Annotated in this window: 12 protein-coding genes and 1 pseudogene; 3 read left to right on the plus strand and 10 right to left on the minus strand. The window is 42.8% G+C overall.

All coding sequences use genetic code 11. From position 1 onward, the window contains the following. Positions 1 to 366: 366 nt before the first annotated feature. From CCC71_RS10345 to CCC71_RS10370, 6 genes are all read right to left on the minus strand, one after another. Complete coding sequence (locus CCC71_RS10345) at positions 367 to 2,025, minus strand: vWA domain-containing protein (protein ID WP_226974444.1); 1,659 nt, start codon at positions 2,023 to 2,025, stop codon at positions 367 to 369. A 3-nt stretch (positions 2,026 to 2,028) separates the two neighbouring features. Next, entirely contained in the window at positions 2,029 to 3,150 is a 1,122-nt protein-coding gene (locus CCC71_RS10350) for an AAA family ATPase (protein ID WP_021841231.1), read from the minus strand. A gap of 180 nt (positions 3,151 to 3,330) precedes the next feature. Continuing rightward, positions 3,331 to 4,137, minus strand: coding sequence for a hypothetical protein (locus CCC71_RS10355; protein ID WP_021841230.1), 807 nt, complete (start codon positions 4,135 to 4,137; stop codon positions 3,331 to 3,333). 267 nt (positions 4,138 to 4,404) lie between these two features. After that, positions 4,405 to 5,322, minus strand: coding sequence for an alpha/beta fold hydrolase (locus CCC71_RS10360; protein WP_156704157.1), 918 nt, complete (start codon positions 5,320 to 5,322; stop codon positions 4,405 to 4,407). A gap of 18 nt (positions 5,323 to 5,340) precedes the next feature. Then, complete coding sequence (locus tag CCC71_RS10365) at positions 5,341 to 5,838, minus strand: LeuD/DmdB family oxidoreductase small subunit (protein WP_021841229.1); 498 nt, start codon at positions 5,836 to 5,838, stop codon at positions 5,341 to 5,343. A gap of 54 nt (positions 5,839 to 5,892) precedes the next feature. Further along, on the minus strand, positions 5,893 to 7,152 hold the full coding sequence (locus CCC71_RS10370) for a 3-isopropylmalate dehydratase large subunit (protein ID WP_021841228.1): 1,260 nt from the start codon (positions 7,150 to 7,152) through the stop codon (positions 5,893 to 5,895). A gap of 228 nt (positions 7,153 to 7,380) precedes the next feature. Between CCC71_RS10370 and CCC71_RS10375 the strand changes: the two genes are divergently transcribed. Next, positions 7,381 to 8,295: a LysR family transcriptional regulator gene (locus CCC71_RS10375; RefSeq protein WP_021841227.1), complete on the plus strand. Its 915-nt coding sequence runs from the start codon at positions 7,381 to 7,383 to the stop codon at positions 8,293 to 8,295. 117 nt (positions 8,296 to 8,412) lie between these two features. On the opposite strand, the gene CCC71_RS10380 is transcribed toward CCC71_RS10375, so the two are convergent. The 3 genes and pseudogenes from CCC71_RS10380 to CCC71_RS10390 all read right to left on the minus strand — a co-directional run bounded on the left by CCC71_RS10380 (position 8,413) and on the right by CCC71_RS10390 (position 11,297). Next, complete coding sequence (locus CCC71_RS10380) at positions 8,413 to 9,825, minus strand: anion permease (protein WP_156704153.1); 1,413 nt, start codon at positions 9,823 to 9,825, stop codon at positions 8,413 to 8,415. A 68-nt stretch (positions 9,826 to 9,893) separates the two neighbouring features. Further along, positions 9,894 to 10,445 (minus strand): annotated as a pseudogene (locus tag CCC71_RS10385) (FumA C-terminus/TtdB family hydratase beta subunit). 9 nt (positions 10,446 to 10,454) lie between these two features. After that, positions 10,455 to 11,297, minus strand: a complete 843-nt coding sequence (locus CCC71_RS10390; protein ID WP_226974442.1) for a fumarate hydratase — start codon at positions 11,295 to 11,297, stop codon at positions 10,455 to 10,457. A gap of 230 nt (positions 11,298 to 11,527) precedes the next feature. Here CCC71_RS10390 and CCC71_RS10395 point away from each other — a divergent pair, with 230 nt between their 5' ends. After that, positions 11,528 to 12,415, plus strand: coding sequence for a LysR family transcriptional regulator (locus tag CCC71_RS10395; protein ID WP_296333570.1), 888 nt, complete (start codon positions 11,528 to 11,530; stop codon positions 12,413 to 12,415). A gap of 101 nt (positions 12,416 to 12,516) precedes the next feature. On the opposite strand, the gene CCC71_RS10400 is transcribed toward CCC71_RS10395, so the two are convergent. After that, positions 12,517 to 13,128 carry a superoxide dismutase gene (locus CCC71_RS10400; RefSeq protein ID WP_006555704.1) on the minus strand — a complete coding sequence of 204 codons (612 nt, stop codon included), beginning with the start codon at positions 13,126 to 13,128 and terminating at the stop codon, positions 12,517 to 12,519. Between the two features lie 662 nt (positions 13,129 to 13,790). Here CCC71_RS10400 and pflB point away from each other — a divergent pair. Continuing rightward, positions 13,791 to 15,941: a formate C-acetyltransferase gene (pflB, locus tag CCC71_RS10405; RefSeq protein ID WP_021842190.1), complete on the plus strand. Its 2,151-nt coding sequence runs from the start codon at positions 13,791 to 13,793 to the stop codon at positions 15,939 to 15,941. Position 15,942 lies beyond the last annotated feature (1 nt).

Genomic DNA, 15,942 nt, shown 5'->3' on the forward strand with positions numbered 1-15,942 from the left:
ATTGGTAGTAAAAAAAGAAGGTCCACATAATCCATTGCATCATCTTCTGCAATAGACAGGGGAATACCTTCTGTCGTTACTCGTTCAATTCGGTTTTGCTTATTACTGTCAATTTAATCCATGCCTGTTTCATGCTAACACTCCTCAACTGATTAAAGAATATAGTTCCACCGAAAACAGCATTCACATTTATTACATCATTTATTACGTTGATTATATAAAAAGGTAATCAATTTGTAAATAACAAATCAAACAAGCATAAATAAGACAAAAAAACTGCCACCGGAAACCGGTGGCAGAAAAATAATGTTTTAAGTTTATACTCGAAGAAGAACAACAAAAACTCAACCCACATATTTTATTATCTTATTTATCCCAATCCCGTTCCTGATTGGCCATGGAGAACCCTTCCTGGTTATTCATGGAGAAACCGTCCACCCGTTCATAATCGACAGTCATATCATAATCTTCAAATGTCTGATTCAAATGTTTAACGAGACCCCACGGATTCTTGAGTGATAGTTTAGCTTCTTCGCCTACCAAAACCCAAAGAATTTTATAATGCTTCGGATCGACTTTCAAATGTTTTTCACCTTTACCATCCGTAAAGTAGATGAGCAAATCCGCTTGCATTTGATTAGCATAATGAACTACCGGCGTGAAAAGCGTACTACCACGAGCCGTTACACGCGGCTCAACATCGTTCATGGTTTTTACCGGATAGGTGCGGCGAATGACACTGTCGCATTCCACCACGGTAATTTCAAAATCATAAGCCTTGGTAATTTCCAGTACTTCCAACATGGCTTGACGGAAAGCACCATCCGTAATACTGCCGCTACAATCAAGCGCAACCACAATTTTAGCACGACGCTTGCGCAAAGTACCGCGAATTTCCAATCGTTCCGGCTGACGACGACTACGACGAGTAGTCGTTTTTTTATGCCCCCACGCAACGGAACCGACCAAGCGTTTTAAGTAGACTGACCACGGCAAGGATGCCCGATGTTTTTTCATATCACTCAAAAGGCCCGACAAATACCCGGCCAATTCGCCTTTTTCAGAATTCTCCACCATCTTATTGGTCAGCTGTTGTTGGGAATCGCCATCCACTTCATCGGACTCGCTCCAAAGGTCATGGCTGTTGGCTATATCAAAGGCTTCGGCCACGCCGGGCGAACTCATAGCCGCATCACTTAAGCTGTCTTCCACTTCCGTTTCGCCGTCTGTTTCACGCGCAATATCTATGTGTGCCTGAATCTCGTCCACATAATATTCTAGTGGCTTAAACGCCACCACGGTAGTGCCGAAGTTCTTATTGAGCCACTTTACGTCAATCGCATTGGGCGGCAATGGGTCAATATAGTTATTAACCACGATGTCCATGGCCAGATTAATGGCAAGTGGCGAGTACCGCTGATATAAACGCTTAGCGCGCACCAAATGGAGCGAAATCACATGAAGAATTTCATGCTTAATGGAACTAATCATTTGCGCCGGCGTCATGTCGAGAAAAATGAGCGGGTTAAAGTACATCACATAGCGACTGCCTTTAAAATTAATGCCCGTGCCGCTGGTCATACCAAAGCGCAATTCCTGACCGACCTGTAAAAAGAAATAGCCGAAGAATGAATCGCTTTCGATAAGGCGCAAATTCAATTTTGACACAAGTTTGAAAAAACGGTTTTCATAGTCTTTATCGACGGTAAAATCGGTCGTTCCGGCCGTCAAATCACGTTTGCCCGCAGCCAACGCCGCCGCTTCCGTAATGGCATAGCCGATGGAATTAGTATACGCATTATCCTTAATTTCCTGGGCCCGTTGGAGCGCATCACGCTCTTGCTGCCAAGCCGTTACCAGTTTTTTGGTAATCGCCAATAGAGCCACGCGTTCCGCTTCAAGGGGATCCTGATTACTAAGGTTGCCGGCTTCAAGCTTGGCTCCGCCGTTTTTATCCTTTTCGGCATTGACTTGCCAATCAGGTTTTAACGTCCGCCGCGTTACAATATCTATTTTACCATTCATAGCTTATAAGCTCCGCTGTAAATCAAAGAAGTTATTGACGAACTCATCATTTTTGATGGCTTCCTTATAAAAACGCGGATAGGTATTACGGATATCCTTCATCACAGCCATCTGTAAATCTTCCGGATAGGCTTTTAAAAAGTCCATAAAGCGATTAATAACAGCCTGAGCCGCTGCATCGTCTACAAACAACTGGTTCGCACGCAGTTCAATGACGCGCATTAAGTTTTTAGCCGTCAAATACAAACGAGTATGGCTTTCCTTTTTGAGTCGTTCAAGAACGGATTCTGCCATAGTTTCACCGTTAAATACATCATCATAAGTGAGTAACGGTTCATGGTCGGCTTCTACGAAGCTCACAAATTCCTGGGCAATCACCTTACCCACATTACCGCGAATAACGTTGAAGAACACATCTTTACCGACTGCCTCTTTATTCGCTTTGTACATGGCATACAACGCGGATACACGTTCATAACTACGCGGTGTTGCGTAAATATCGTCTTCGTTCATCTTGTGCAAATATTCCGGATAGGTACTGATGAATTCCATAACCATCGGTTCCAATTTGGCTTCCGCCGCCCAATCGAGCCACTGCATATAATCCGGCTCCATCTGGAGCCACACGAAACGGTTCTGCTGGGCCACGTCCATTTCAACGGTCTGGTAATCGTAGCTGTTAGTCGGGTTCATGGCCGCTACAATATGTACGGAATGTCCAAGGTTAAAACCGTTGATTTCACGGTTCAAAATAAGGTTCATCAACTCCTGCTGTACCGCATGTTCACAGCGGTTGATTTCGTCGATGAATAAGAGCACCTGCTGCCCCGCCGCCATATAGTCGGCAATCTGTTTTAATTTATAGTGAATGGCATAGACTGTCACTTTTTCCGTAACCGTCGTGCCGTCATTCATTTTTCGTGAAAAGCTGTCTACCGTCGGCAAACCGCCGATTTCGCCTTCTTTTAATAAGTTGCCGTCGATGGTTACGAGCGACCAGCCGTTTTTTACAGCCAAACGATGTGCCAAGGAGGTTTTACCAATTCCCGTTTCACCGACTAAAAGCGGTACCTGACCGGCCGATAATACCAACTCAACACTTCTCATTGTTTCTACAAAGTTCATATATGTTTTCCTTTTCCCTTATTTAATATATTTTCGATTGTGATTTTCATCCGGGACAGCTTTTATATAAGCGTCCGAACTCTATTAAAATTTCAACAGTTCATCAACTGCGATGTGTCGTATTAAAAACCTTTAAAACTTTAAAATCTCATCAACCGCGATGCGCCGTATTAAAAGTCTTTAGAATTTTAAAAGCTCATCTACCGCAATACGGCGTGCTTTTTGAGTTCCGAATTGATCGATAAGACCGACCACATCCGCTTCAAACCCTTTATTATGCTTGCCGATGTACGTGCAATTAAGTAAATCACGCACGTACTGTTCGCTCGTGTTTTCATCAGCCAAAATTTCTTTCAAACGTTCTTCCAAGTAAATCGACGGAATCATGTAATCCGGTGGCAAATACTTCGTAATCAGACTGCTGATGCCGATAAAATGGAGTGCCTGGTCCACTGTCACCGTCCCCAACAAGCGTACCGCCTGAGGGTCTAACGTGACCGCCAAATCAATGGCTTCCGGTACCGGATCTTTAATATAGCTGAGAGCCTGATAATTCTGACCCACCGCAGCCAGCTGCACCGCTTTGGACGGGTTCTCAATAAATTTGATGGCATCATAATTCGACGTGACCGCCAAAATCTGAAGCTCTTCGCTCGGGTCTTTTACATATTGAATGGCCCAGCCCGACTCGGCTAAGGCCAAGCGAATCAACGATTCGTCGGGATTTTCAATCAAGCCCAAATTATTCCAGCCTTTGCTTACCACTTGTTCCAGTACCTCATGGGACGGGTTTTCAATGTACTGAATGGCCCGCGGAGCGTTCGACAGAGCTATATCTATCATTTCAGGCGTCGGATTTTTGATGAACTGCAGCACCATACCGTTTTTGCGTAGGGCGGTCAACTTCATCTCGTCCGTCGGATTATCCATCTGCGCCAAGGCAAACGGATTAATACTTAATATGCGTAAATTCTTTTCATTATCCATGTTGTGTCCTTATTTCTTATACTACGAGTTTAATTCTAAAAACACGTTCAGCATTCTCGCTGATTTATATTGCATCAATTGCAATCTTTTATATTGTAATCAATTGCATTCTATTATATTGAATAATTTCGTTTCTATGTATATGATACCACTTCTCAATAGTTTTGTCCTTAAAATTATGGCAAAAAAAGAAAAGCCGCCTGGCTCGACAGCTTTTCTTTACCGATAATATACACTATTAAATTCAAGATACTTATAATTTATTAGTTATGATTTATATTTTACTAAGAAATCTAGAATATGCTGATTAACCATATCCGGCTGCTCTTCCGGTACGAAGTGCCCACAGTTATCTATGCCATAGCCTTCAACCTGTTCCGCTTTAGCCTGCCAACCGGCTAATACATCCCAAAGCTTACCGACTACACCGTTTTTGCCCCACATAACTAATAACGGCGTCTTTATAACTACCTTATCGTCAATATCTTTTTTGTCAAACTCACGGTCAATCGTGGCTGATGCCCTATAATCTTCCGAAATACCATGAATTGTAGCCGGATCTGAAAAACAACGAATATATTCCTGCATTACGTCTTCCGGAAAGTTAGCCCGTGCAGTTGGTCCGATTTTTCTCTCCAGGTTAAAACGAATAAAATATTCCGGTGCCGCACCCAATAATGTTTCCGGAAAACCATTTGGCTGAATATAGAAAAACCAATGATAATATTTAGTAGCAAATTCTTCATTCGTATCAGCATACATTTCCAATGTTGGTAAAATATCCATCATCGTGCATGTTAAAATACGCTCCGGTTTATCTACTATCATGCGATGACAAACACGAGCACCGCGATCATGACCAATGAGATGGAATTTTTCAAAACCAAGCTTATTCATCACCGTAAAGTGATCTTCCCCCATAACGCGTTTCGAATAATTAGCATGGTCAGGTAAACCCTTTGGCTTTGAACTGTCGCCATAACCACGAAGATCCGTCATAACCACCGTATATTGCTCAGCCAAGCGTGGCGCCAAGAACCGCCAGATTAAATGTGTTTCCGGATGGCCATGCAATAAAAGCACCGCCGTATCCCCATGGCCGCCTATCCAAGTATTAATTTGAACACCGGGCTCGGTTTCTATAAATTGTTGTGTAAATCCCGGAAAGTATTTATCTTCCAACATACCCATACCTCCTATATATTAGGCGTTCAGTTTTGCCCGAATCATATTCTTGATGCCACCCGCTTCAAGAATAGATAACACATACGGCGTGAAAGGTTCCACTTGAGCCACAACCTTACCGTCTGCTGTGAGCGTACCTGCTTCCAAATCTAGCGAGATTTCTTTATGGTTTAAATCCAATTTACTAATACCGGGGCACACTACGAGCGGCAAGCCGAGATTAATGCCGTTCCGATAAAAAATTCGTGCAAATGATTCCGCAATTACGGCGCCGGCTCCAATGCCTTTCAAACAAATTGCCGCATGCTCACGGGAAGAGCCGCAACCGAAATTGGTGCCGCCCACAACAATGTCACCGGCTTTAAATGTACTCGCAAACGTTGGGGCAGCACCCTGCATGGTGTGCGGTACGATATCTTTCAAATCGGTAAGTTCTACAAAGCGACCCGGATAAATCTGATCTGTATCAATATTGTTGCCAAAAGTAAATACTTCGCCCTTAATAATTTTGTCCATAACTATTCTCCTCACTGACTATTACTCGTTTCACTGTATACCATTACTTACCCATTATAAGTATAGTGTGGGATCGGTAATCTTACCGTTAATAGCCGATGCCGCCACGGTTGCCGGCGAGGCCAAGAAAATATGAGCATCTGTAGAGCCCATGCGGCCAGGGAAGTTACGATTAGTTGTCGTAATACAATATTCACCGGATGAAATCATACCTTCGTGAGTCCCTAAACATGCCGCACAACCCGGTGTTACGAACGTAGCCCCCGCTTCAACTAAGGTCTGTACATAGCCTTTAGCCATAGCTTCTAAAAATACGCCTTTAGAAGCCGGTACAATGACAAAACGAACAAGACGTGGGATATGTTTCCCTTTCACAATTTCAGCGGCCACTTTTAAATCTTCTACGCGGCCACCGGTACAAGACCCCAAATAAGCCTGATTAATCGTCTGACCTTCATATTTTTTCAAATCAAACACATTATCTACACTGGATGGTGCCGCTACTTGAGGTGTGAGATCACTCACGTTAAAAGTGATTTCATCGGCATATTTGAAGTCCGCATCCGTTGTGTAAACTTCATAGTCTTGCCCTTCCACTAAGCCTTTGCTTACCAAAAATTCCTTAGTTACCGCATCCGGCTGGATGTAGGAAGTTTTGGCCCCCATTTCAGTCGTCATGTTGCATAATGCCATGCGTTCGGACACGCTCAACGCATCAATGACAGGCCCTGCAAATTCAACCGCTTTATATACGGCAAAGTCTGCTTTCAATTGACCGATAGCATGTAAGATAATGTCTTTCGCATAAACGCCTTCCGGTAAAGTCCCTTCAAAATTAATCTTAATAATTTCAGGTACGCGGAACCACAATTGACCGGTTGCCAAAATAATCGCTAAATCGGTAGCACCTACACCGGTACCAAAAGCACCAAAGGCACCATGGGTGGTTGTATGGGAATCGGTAATAACAATGATGCCCCCCGGTCTTGACCAACCTTTATCGGCCACAACCTGATGGCAAACACCTTGGTCGATATCCATTAGTTTTTCAATATGTTGTTCTTCACAAAACTCTCTGAATTGGCGTTGATTATCCGCCTGAGTAATCGTAGACGCCGGTGCATAATGGTCTAAAAACATAGCAATGCGATCCGGATGACTCACTTTAGTCGCCCCCATTTCAAAAAAGGAACGAACCGTTTGCAAATACAAATCATTAATCCCGGCTAAGTCAATCTCACAATTAATAATTTGGCCGGTCTTAACCGAATCCAAACCGGCTTTTTTTGCCAATAATTTTTCAATAGCGTGCATAATATCCTCCTCATTTAACCTTGTCCATTAATAATCAATACCTAAGTTTTACATTTCCTACGGCTTGTATGTTAGCCACACTGCTTATGCTTGCTTTCTTATAATTCAAAGTATACAGCCGATATTATATAGTGTAAAATATTAATAAATAATCATTTAATAGTTTAAAACTATCATAGTTTATAAAATACAATTACTTGGCACATACAATTAAAGGAGGGCTCTGTTTTGGATTTATTGAATACGATTACCCTGACACAGCTGAACTACTTCTATACCGTCGTTAACTCTAAATCGGTCCATGAAGCGGCCAAAAAACTATTAATTACACAACCCAGCCTTTCCGTGGCTTTAAAAAATTTAGAAACCGAATTACAACTGTCCCTCTTCGATAGAAGCAAACGTCAACTGACATTAACCGAAACGGGCAAGCAATTTTACATGGAAGTAACGGCTCTATTAAATCACACAGCTAACTTGGAGGATCGCATCAAGCTGTTACAGAAAGGTCGCCAATTTATTCGCTTAGGCGTAGCCCCTATGATGAGTCCCTTTATATTTCCGGTCATCTTTAACCATTTTCAAAAAGCCTATCCCCATATAGAGTTTGAAGTTTATGAATCCGGCGTTCTTCGCTTAAAACAAATGCTAAAAGAACAAAAATTAGATATAGCATTCCTCATTGAAAATGAATCAGACGCCCAATTGTTAGACTTTACTACATTATTGAAAACCGAATACCATCTTTATGTCGGTCCGGACGATCCGTTGGTGAAACTTGCCGAAAGTCGCCCGAATCATCTGCTCACCTTAAATGATTATAAAAATATCCCTATGATTTTTTACAAAGAAACATCCTATATACAGGCCATCATTACCAAGTATTTCCAGCTCTATAACGTGAACCCTAGAATCCGCTTACGCACGAATCAAATCCACACTATCAAGCAATTAGTCGGAAGTTCGGCTGCCGCTGCCTTTATGACCGACAAAGTTGTTACCCCTAAAGATAATTTGGTTCGTCTCCTCACAGATATTACCTTCCCTATCACCATTGTTCTGGCAACGAATAAACAGACTGTTCGGACACCGGCCATGCAGGAATTCATTCAGTTTTTTGAAAACAATAAGGAACTTATCTAAAGCAATATCTATATAACCTAAAAAGTGACTGTAACTAAATGCTTATTCGCATATTAGCTACAGTCACTTTTTATATATCACTATTAAATTTCACTACCAAAGCATATCGATCTGCTTTTACCAAAGGCCCAATACCTTCCACCAGACGGAGCCAATGCCAAACCAGATTACTATATTAATTACAGAGACTTGGAAGCCCAACTTCCACCACGTCGACTGTGGTACATAACCTGCCCCGAAGTAAATCGGCGCCGGCGCCGCTGCATAATGAGTCAGCGACATACATAAATTAGAAGCAAAGGCAAACACCAATACTGCTAAATAGGCCGGTGCGCCGGCTGCTACAGCGATTGTAATAAAGGTCGAGTACAATGCTGTAATATGAGCCGTCAAGCTGGCAAAGCCGTAATGAATATAGAAGTAGATGAGCAATAGAATAACCAAGGTTGCGAGCCAGGATACACCGACTAAAGCACTGCTGATATGCCCCGACATCCAATCGATGACGCCGGATTTAGCCAACTGACCCGCTAAGCCTACCAAAGTCCCCATCCAAACGAGAGTATCCCAAGCACCTTTTTCATCCAATACATCCTGCCAAGACAAAATTTTGGTTACCAGCATACTGGACACGCCCAATAAAGCAACTACGGTTGCATTTAAGCCCGTAAGGTTCGATGTGCTCCACAACAACAACGCCCCTACGAATATAAAGGCTACGGCTTTTTCAGCATAACTTATAGGTCCCATCTCCGCCAACTCTTGCTGTGCCAAGGCTTGTGCTTCCGGCGTCTTCTTCAATTCCGGCGGATACACTTTATACAGATAATACGGAATCACGGCCAACGCAATGAGACCGGGCACGATGGCAGCCAACGCCCAAGTGCCCCACGTCATATTAATACCCAAAGCCTGACTGGCCAACAAGATGGCCAATGGGTTCCCTGCCATCGCCGTCATAAACATAGCCGATGTTACGGTGTTCCCCTGATATTCAGCTTGTATCAAAAAGGCGCCAACCCGACGAGGATTTTTATTCGGTTCGGAATCAAAGGCCGACGCCAAGCCCCTTACGATAGGAAACAATATACCGCCGGCGCGCGCTGCATTGGACGGTGTGGCCGGACTGATAATCAAATCGCTCAAAATAATCGTATAGGCCAACTTTAACGTGCTCGTTCCCATTTTAGTAATTAACCAAAACGCAATACGGCGACCGAGCCCCGTTTTTATAAAACTCTTCGCAAACAAAAAGGCTGCCACAATTAACCAAATACTGCTATTGCCAAAGCCGGCTAACGCTTGACTCGGTTTTAAAACATTCGCTAATTGGGTGATTGTAATACTGATTAATGCAATGGCGCCGATCGGCAGCGGTTGCATTATGAACCCAATAATCGTACTCAAAAATATAGCCAGCAAATACCATGCCTTCGTGGACAAGCCTGCCGGCACCGGTAAAACGGCTATAATAACACCGACCATAATCGGTATTATCCAAGACGCTATCGTTTTACTCTTATTGTTCATAACTATCCCTATGTCCCTAATCTAAAGGTATGACCTCTAATCACACGAACGTAAATAGCGCTCTACGCTTAATCACGTTTATATTTTGCTACTTCTTGTTTCTGCAATACATTGCCTTCTGTATCAATCCCTACGATTACGCGGAAACGATCAAAGTATAACTTTTTAATAGACTCAGTGCCCAATTCAGGATACAGAACAACTTCAGCCGACTTAATGCGAGCCGCGTTGATGGCTGACGCACCGCCTACACCTAATAAGGATACACCACCGTATTTTTTACATAAATCAGCTACGTAAGGTGCGCGGTCGCCTTTCCCCAAGAAAGCTACGACGCCCAATTTGAACATCATTTCTACAAACGGATCCATACGCGCCGCAGTTGTAGGACCATTGGAGTTAAATACCTGGCCCGGTTGCGGTGGACATGGACCGGCATAATATACCAATTGATTGGTTCAGTCTAACGGTGATTCTTCGCCGGCTTCCAACAAATCCTGAATACGTTTATGAGCCGCATCACGACAAGTATATACATAGCCGGATAAATATAAAACGTCCCCTACTTTTAATTGTTTTACAAATTCTTTCGTTAATGGTAATTGTACATCCCGTTCCATAATAGCCTCCTAAATAACTTCACTTGCTTGACGTGCTGCATTACATTGGAAATTAATAGCTACCGGCAAGGCTGTAATATGTACACCATGATAGTCAATATGCACATCCAACGCCGTTACCGTACCGCCCATACCGATAGGACCAACGCCCGATTTATTAACTGCTTCCAAGAATTCTTTTTCTAATTCAGCATAGTATGGATTTGGATTGTGTTCACCGATAGGACGAAGTAAGGCTTTTTTCGCCATCCAAGCGCAGGTATCCATGGTGCCGCCGATACCGATACCGATAATATACGGTGGGCAAGGATTACCGCCTACTTTAGCTACGGTTTCAAGTAAAAATTGTTTTACCCCTTCTTTGCCTTCGCCCGGTAATAATACTTTAAAGGCACCCATATTTTCACTGCCGCCGCCTTTAGGCATAACCGTTACTTTTACTTGATCGCCCGGTACGATTTCAACATGCAACATAGCCGGTGTATTATCATTGGTGTTTTCACGATTCAACGGATCCGCTACTACCGATTTACGTAAATAACCGTTCGTATAACCGCGACGAACCCCTTCATTAACGGCATCTTCCAGTGGCATACCTTCCCAAGCCACTTCCTGGCCACATTCTAAGAGTACAACAGCTACGCCGGTGTCATGGCAACATGGCAATTGTTCTTTTTTAGCAAATTCACCGTTTTTAACAATAATTTCCAAGGCTTTTTTGCCAATTGGCGACTCTTCGTTTTCAACGGCTTTACGGAATGCATCCATTACATTATCATTCAATTCACAGCAGGCTTTGATACACAACTTTTCAATGACAGGAATTAAGGCTTCTGTCTGTAATACTCTCATGTTAACCCTCCTAATTTGAAATACACTAAACTTTTATCCATTGTGTTGTAACAACTTTTGTTAGCACAAGCATAACAAGACTATAACTTTTTTGTGAAATATGTTATAATAATTATGCAATAAATTTAATTTATAGGACTAAATATAATTTATATATAGTTCATCATTATATTCGCAATATGTATATTTAGCGTATCATTGTATTCGCACTATACAGCAAGGATGGTACTATGGAGTTAAAACAATTAGAATTTTTCATTTCAGTAGCCGAACTGGGTAACATGACTAAAGCCGCACAGCAACACTATGTATCACAACCTAATATTACCGTTGCCATAAAAAAGTTAGAGGATGAATTAGGCGTTGAGTTGTTTAAAAGAGAGTATAAAAAGATGACCTTGACTGAAAAAGGGCACCAATTTTATACTTCGATTAAACACGTATTGGCGGAGCTGGAAAACTCAGTGGCCGAAATAAAAGATGAACGGCATAAGCTCTCCGGCACAGTAACCATCGGTATCCCGCCGATGATTAGTGCCTATTTGTTCACTCCGTTACTGAATCACTTCCGCCAAGAATATCCCCAGTGGGAGTTAAATGTCCTCGAAGAAGGCTCTGTCGGTGTGTCTGAACGCGTGTTAGCCGATGAAGCCGATTTGGGGATTGTCATTATCGATAATATATCGCCGAAGCTGGAAGCGATGCCCCTCTTTAAAAGTGAACATAAATTATGTATTCCCAGCGGACATCCTTTTCACAGCCTCGCCCAAGTTGCCTTTGATAAACTCAAAGAAGAATCCCTCATACTGATGAAAATAGACTCGGTTCATCGTAAAAACGTATTAGCCAACTGCGAAGCATGCGGCTTTTTGCCTAAAATTGTACTCTCGTCCAATCAGATTAAAACAAATATTGATTCCGTAGCCAAAGGCGTGGGGCTCTCCTTTTTATTGGATATAGCCAAATTAGAGCGAAATGATGTCCAACTGATTTCCATGGATCCACCCCTTACCGTGACCATCGGGTTAGTCTTTCGCAAAAACAAATACCTATCCTACGCGATGAAAGATTTAATCAATTTCATCAAACACTTCCCGTATCCGCAAAAAATAAATTGAGCCAAAAAAACGCCCCCGCTTGCACGCTGTGCAAGCGGGGACGTTTTCACAAACTATGTAATTATACGAGCCATTCGAGACTCACATCAAGCAGTCAGCTCTTATTTAGTAGCTGCCGCATAATGAGCGTTTACTTGATCCCAGTTAACGAGATTCCAGAAAGCGGCGATGTAATCAGGACGAGCATTCTTGTATTTCAAGTAGTATGCATGTTCCCACACATCAAGGCCCAATACCGGAGTTTTGCCGTCACTAAGTGGGGAGTCCTGGTTAGCCGTGGACAAGATTTCCAATTTGCCGTTGTTTACTACGAGCCAAGCCCAACCGGAACCGAAACGACCGGTAGCAGCTTTGCCGAATTCAGCTTTGAAGTTTTCGAAGTTGCCGAAAGCTTCATCGATAGCACCGGCAATAGCGCCCGTAGGGTTACCGCCTGCATTCGGTGCCAAAATGTTCCAGAAGAATGTATGGTTAGCATGACCGCCGCCATTGTTGCGAACAGCCGTGCGGATATCTTCCGGTACAGCGTTTAAGTCAGTGATCAACGCTTCTACGTCTTTTTCACCCAATTCAGGATGTTTTTCAATAGCAGCGTTTAAGTTAACAACATAGGTGTTGTGGTGTTTATCATGATGAAAATGCATTGTTTCTGCATCGATATGCGGTTCTAAAGCTTCGTAAGCATATGGTAATTCAGGTAATGTGTATGCCATAAAAATACCTCCTTCCCCGTCCAAGGGGATAAAAATAAAATACATAACAAAAATGTTACGAAAAAAGAATTATCGAATTTTATAATCATCGATTGCCTTTTGGCAACCGCAATCCACTAGATTTAATTTTTTCAATATTTCTATGTGTTAATGATAACATTTTTCATTTATCTTGTCTAGTAGTAAAAACGTAAATTTGCAATAAACATTTTGTAAGTGTGTTATTTCACAATTCAAACGGCTTTATTCCTATATGTCCACTTTATATTCAAAATTTTAAATATAAAATTTAATGCCGGCTTATAGCTTGAGTCACGCTTAATTTTTAATTCCCACTATTTTTGTAGCTATAGCTACAGACTATTGGTATCCCCTGCTTTATAATATAATCATAAGAAACAAAGTCATATTTTATGGATAAAAACAATCCAAAAAGACATTTCTTAGTCATACACCGTAATGATAGCTAACAATAATTTTTGTTTTTTTGACATAAATTTTTATAGATATGTCATAAAAAGTCTTATTTTTACACATCTTTTATTTTTAGCATTTTAACAATCGAAAATTAATATCATTACAATTATTGAATTAAATGCCAATTCGGTATACACTTAAAGCATCTTATAATAATTCTTTATTTCCTTAATGGAGGTGCCGCAATGCAAAATACTGCATGGAAAGGCTTCATTACAGGTGTATGGGATAAAGCCATTGACGTTCGTGACTTTATCCAACGTAACTATAACCCCTATGTTGGGGACGACTCATTTTTAGCCGGTCCTACGGATCGTACTCTTAAACTTTGGCAAGAAGTTCTTCGTCTGTATGAGGAAGAAAAAGAAAAAGGCGGCGTTATCGATGCCGATACGGATATTGCCACTTCGGTGTCCTCCCACGGCCCCGGCTACATTATCAAAGAATTAGAACAAATTGTTGGTCTTCAAACCGATAAACCGTTGAAACGCGCTATGTTCCCGTACGGCGGTTTACGTACAGCCAAGAGTGCTTTACAAGAATACGGTTTCGAAATGGACGCTCAGCTGGAAGACTTTTTCAAAAAGCATCGTAAAACTCACAATGACGGTGTTTTCGATGTGTATACGCCGGAAATGCGTGCCGCTCGTTCCGCACACATCATTACCGGTTTACCGGATGCGTACAGCCGCGGTCGTATCATCGGCGACTATCGCCGTGTAGCCCTTTACGGGATTGACCGCTTAATCGAAGAAAAAGAAAAAGATTTCGCCATCACTATGGGCGACATGACGGCTACGATTATTCGCGACCGTGAAGAAATTCGTGACCAAATTCGTTCCTTAAAAGAATTAAAAGCTATGGCGGCTTCTTACGGCTTCGATATCAGCCAACCGGCCAAAGACGTAAAAGAAGCGATTCAGTGGTTATACTTCGGTTATTTAGGCGCTATTAAAGAACAAAACGGCGCTGCCATGTCTATCGGCCGTAACACTGTCTTCCTCGACATCTACGCCGAACGTGACCTTAAAGAAGGCCGCTATACAGAAGAAGAAATTCAGGAAATGGTTGACCATTTCATCATGAAACTTCGCATGGTGCGTTTTGCCCGCATTATCGAATACAATAACCTCTTCACCGGCGATCCGGTTTGGACAACCGAATCCATCGGCGGGATGGGCTCCGACGGTCGTCCGCTCGTTTCCAAAATGTCCTTCCGTTACTTGCACACGCTGACCAACTTAGGCCCGGCTCCGGAACCGAACCTCACCGTTCTCTGGTCCCCTCGCTTGCCGGATGGTTTCAAACGTTTCTGTGCTAAATTGTCCATCCAAACGTCTTCGATTCAGTATGAAAACGACGAATTGATGCGTCCTAACAGCGGTGACGACTATGCTATCGCCTGCTGCGTATCACCAATGCGTATCGGTAAAGAAATGCAGTTCTTCGGCGCTCGTTGTAACCTCGCTAAATGCTTGCTCTATGCAATCAACGGCGGTGTCGATGAAAAACTCAAAAAACAAGTTGGACCTAAATATCGTCCGATTACTTCCGAATACCTTGATTTCGATGAAGTAATGGAACGTTTTGACGACATGATGGAATGGTTGGCCGGCGTTTACGTGAATGCCCTCAACATCATTCACTACATGCACGATAAATATGCATACGAAAAATTGGAAATGGCGCTTCACGACCGCAAAGTTACGCGTTGGTTTGCCACCGGTATTGCCGGTTTATCCGTAGTAGCCGACTCCTTGTCCGCTATTAAATATGCCAAGGTAAAACCGATTCGTGATGAAAACGGGGTAGCTGTTGATTTTGAAATCACAGGGGATTTCCCTAAATACGGTAACGACGATGACCGTGTTGATGATTTGGCGGCCTTCGTTGTATCCGCATTCATGAACAAAATCCGTAAACATCCTACCTACCGCGAAAGTGTGCCTACCATGTCCCTTTTGACAATTACATCCAATGTAGTATACGGTAACGCCACCGGTAGCACACCGGACGGCCGTAAACAGGGTACACCGTTTGCACCGGGCGCTAATCCGATGCACGGACGCGACTCTCACGGGGCTGTTTCTTCCATGGCGTCAGTTGCCAAAATGCCTTGGCGTGATGCGAGCGACGGTATTTCCAACACCTTCTCCATCATTCCGGATGCGCTTGGCAAAAATGGCGAAACCATGGTTCGTATGAGTGATTTAGACATCGATCTGGATCTTGATGCAGTTTTACAGAGCGATATGCCGACCGGTTTACCTGTCAATAATGAAAACCTGGCCTGTCGCGAGCCTAATGTTTCCATTTCCGAAAAGGAGGACAAGTAAT

The organism is Veillonella sp. LMAG:90, assembly GCF_008679445.1.
GTDB lineage: Bacteria > Bacillota > Negativicutes > Veillonellales > Veillonellaceae > Veillonella_A.

Excerpts from the sequence above, each read along its gene's own strand:
- CCC71_RS10390 (WP_226974442.1), bottom strand. The coding sequence starts at position 11,297 with ATGAGAGTATTACAGACAGAAGCCTTAATTCCTGTCATTGAAAAGTTG.
- CCC71_RS10360 (WP_156704157.1), bottom strand. The coding sequence starts at position 5,322 with ATGTTGGAAGATAAATACTTTCCGGGATTTACACAACAATTTATAGAA.
- CCC71_RS10355 (WP_021841230.1), bottom strand. The coding sequence starts at position 4,137 with ATGGATAATGAAAAGAATTTACGCATATTAAGTATTAATCCGTTTGCC.
- CCC71_RS10395 (WP_296333570.1), top strand. The coding sequence starts at position 11,528 with ATGGAGTTAAAACAATTAGAATTTTTCATTTCAGTAGCCGAACTGGGT.
- CCC71_RS10345 (WP_226974444.1), bottom strand. The coding sequence starts at position 2,025 with ATGAATGGTAAAATAGATATTGTAACGCGGCGGACGTTAAAACCTGAT.
- CCC71_RS10350 (WP_021841231.1), bottom strand. The coding sequence starts at position 3,150 with ATGAACTTTGTAGAAACAATGAGAAGTGTTGAGTTGGTATTATCGGCC.
- CCC71_RS10370 (WP_021841228.1), bottom strand. The coding sequence starts at position 7,152 with ATGCACGCTATTGAAAAATTATTGGCAAAAAAAGCCGGTTTGGATTCG.
- CCC71_RS10380 (WP_156704153.1), bottom strand. The coding sequence starts at position 9,825 with ATGAACAATAAGAGTAAAACGATAGCGTCTTGGATAATACCGATTATG.
- pflB (WP_021842190.1), top strand. The coding sequence starts at position 13,791 with ATGCAAAATACTGCATGGAAAGGCTTCATTACAGGTGTATGGGATAAA.
- CCC71_RS10365 (WP_021841229.1), bottom strand. The coding sequence starts at position 5,838 with ATGGACAAAATTATTAAGGGCGAAGTATTTACTTTTGGCAACAATATT.
- CCC71_RS10400 (WP_006555704.1), bottom strand. The coding sequence starts at position 13,128 with ATGGCATACACATTACCTGAATTACCATATGCTTACGAAGCTTTAGAA.